The sequence below is a fragment of the Streptomyces thermovulgaris genome (assembly GCF_002155915.1).
GTDB lineage: Bacteria > Actinomycetota > Actinomycetes > Streptomycetales > Streptomycetaceae > Streptomyces > Streptomyces thermovulgaris.
The window spans coordinates 1-1,683 of record NZ_MUME01000357.1 but is presented as its reverse complement, the minus strand read 5'-3'; the positions used below and the strand labels follow the sequence as shown (position 1 = coordinate 1,683).

Sequence of the window (1,683 nt, the reverse complement as noted above, 5' to 3'; positions counted from 1 at the left end):
CACCGTCCCGGAGACGGGCCTCGCGGCCGGGCTGAAGCCGGGCGTGATGGTCCGGCCGGTGGAGCTGTTCGCCACTCCGTGGGCGCGGATCTTCAACGGTCAGCTCTCCGACGGCGTCGCCTACCGCGCCGCCCGCTTGGAGCTGGTCGCGGCGGAGGCGGCCCAGTGACCGGCCACGACAGCCGAGGGCCACAGCGGAGGCTGCATGCGTTGCGGCCCCTGCCGGGCACAGAGGGCAAGGCGACGTTCGCCGTCTCCGGCGCGGTGCTCGGACTGCTTGGCCTGCCCCCGGCGGACGCGGCCGGGCTGGACCTGGCCGACATGCTCCGCCTGATATCCGAGACCGAGGGGGACTGACGTGGAGGACCTGACCGACCGCGCGCCGCAGGTGCTGCTGGTCGTGGCCGTGCTGGCGGGCGCGTGGCTGCTGTGGGCGATGGTGCGCTACGTCCGTGCCGACCGGGGCACGCGGGTCAGCATGCGGCAGGCCGTGCGGGTCCGCTGGGGCTGGGTGCGGCTGGCTCGGATGGCCGGGCTGACGGTCACCGACAAGACCCCGGGCCTGCTCGCACAGATCACCGCGCAGAAGGACGGCCCCGCCCCGGCGCCTCGGGTGCTGACTCCGAAGATCAAGGTGAAGCCGGACCGGTTCGGCGTGATCGTGCGGGCCAGGACGCTGCCGCGGGTCGGGCTGGAGGAGTACCAGAAGGCGGCACGGTTCCTGGCGGACGCCTGGCGGTGCACGCGGGTGTCTGTTCTGCCGGACGGGCCCGGCCGGGTGGTGATCCGGGGTGTGCGCTCCGATCCTTTGACCACGCCGACCGAGCACCGGCCCACCGGCCGCCCGCCGGAGGACGTGGCGCGGTGGGAACTGGGGGTGGACGAGTATGCCGCGCCGGTGTGCGTGTCCCTGGCGAACGTGCCGGGGGTGACCGTGGCCGGCACGCCCGGTGCGGGCAAGACCTCGGCGGTGAACAAGTTCGTCTGTGACCTCGCGCCGTCGGCGGCCGTGCAGATCGTGGGCTTCGACGGGAAGGTGTCACGGGCCTCGGAGGGCGACTACGCGGACCTGGTCAAGCGGATGTTCGCGTTCTGCGGTGACGACCTGGACGAGGCCAACGCGCTGTTCAAGCGTCTGGTGGCGCTGCGCCGACGGCGGTCGTCGGTGATCCGTGACGTGCTGGGCGTGAAGAACATGTGGCACGTCGGCCCCTCGCCGGAGTGGCCTTTCACCGTGGTGCTCGTCGATGAGGCGCACACGTTCTTCCGCGAGTACAAGGGCAGCGACGCCGAGACGAAACGTCTGGCCGCGCTGACGGTGGAGAACGCCCGGCTGGTGGAGGACCTGGTCAAGAAGGGCCGCAGCGTCGGCATCCTGACCATCCTGATCAGCCAGAAGACCACCGGGGATGCCATCCCGACGTTCGTCCGCGACGTGTGCCCAGTGGGGCTGTCGTTCGCGCAGAAGACGGTGGAAGCCGCGGTGGCCGCGCTGGGCGACGACATCCGCAACTGGCCCGACGCCAGCCCGGTCACCTTGCAGGACCCCGCCTATGTCGGGGTCGCGGTGATGGCGATGCAGGGCCGCCCCGGCTTCACCCGCACCATCCTGCTTCCCGCCCTGCAACGGGCGGTCTCCCGTCCCCGCACCCCGTTCTACGGGGCCTTCACCCAGACCTTCAC

The 1,683-nt window shown here is 71.8% G+C and carries 2 protein-coding genes and 1 pseudogene; all 3 read left to right on the top strand.

Annotation, left to right across the window (positions count from 1 at the left end; translation table 11 throughout):
* Positions 1-169: pseudogene (locus CCN35_RS30335) on the top strand (SCO3933 family regulatory protein); the annotation flags it as partial.
* Positions 170-210: 41 nt separating this feature from the next.
* Positions 211-357: a hypothetical protein gene (locus CCN35_RS28495; RefSeq protein ID WP_158100432.1), complete on the top strand. Its 147-nt coding sequence runs from the start codon at positions 211-213 to the stop codon at positions 355-357.
* A gap of 79 nt (positions 358-436) precedes the next feature.
* On the top strand, positions 437-1,683 hold a 1,247-nt coding region (locus CCN35_RS24070; RefSeq protein ID WP_425444317.1), incomplete at its 3' end, for an FtsK/SpoIIIE domain-containing protein.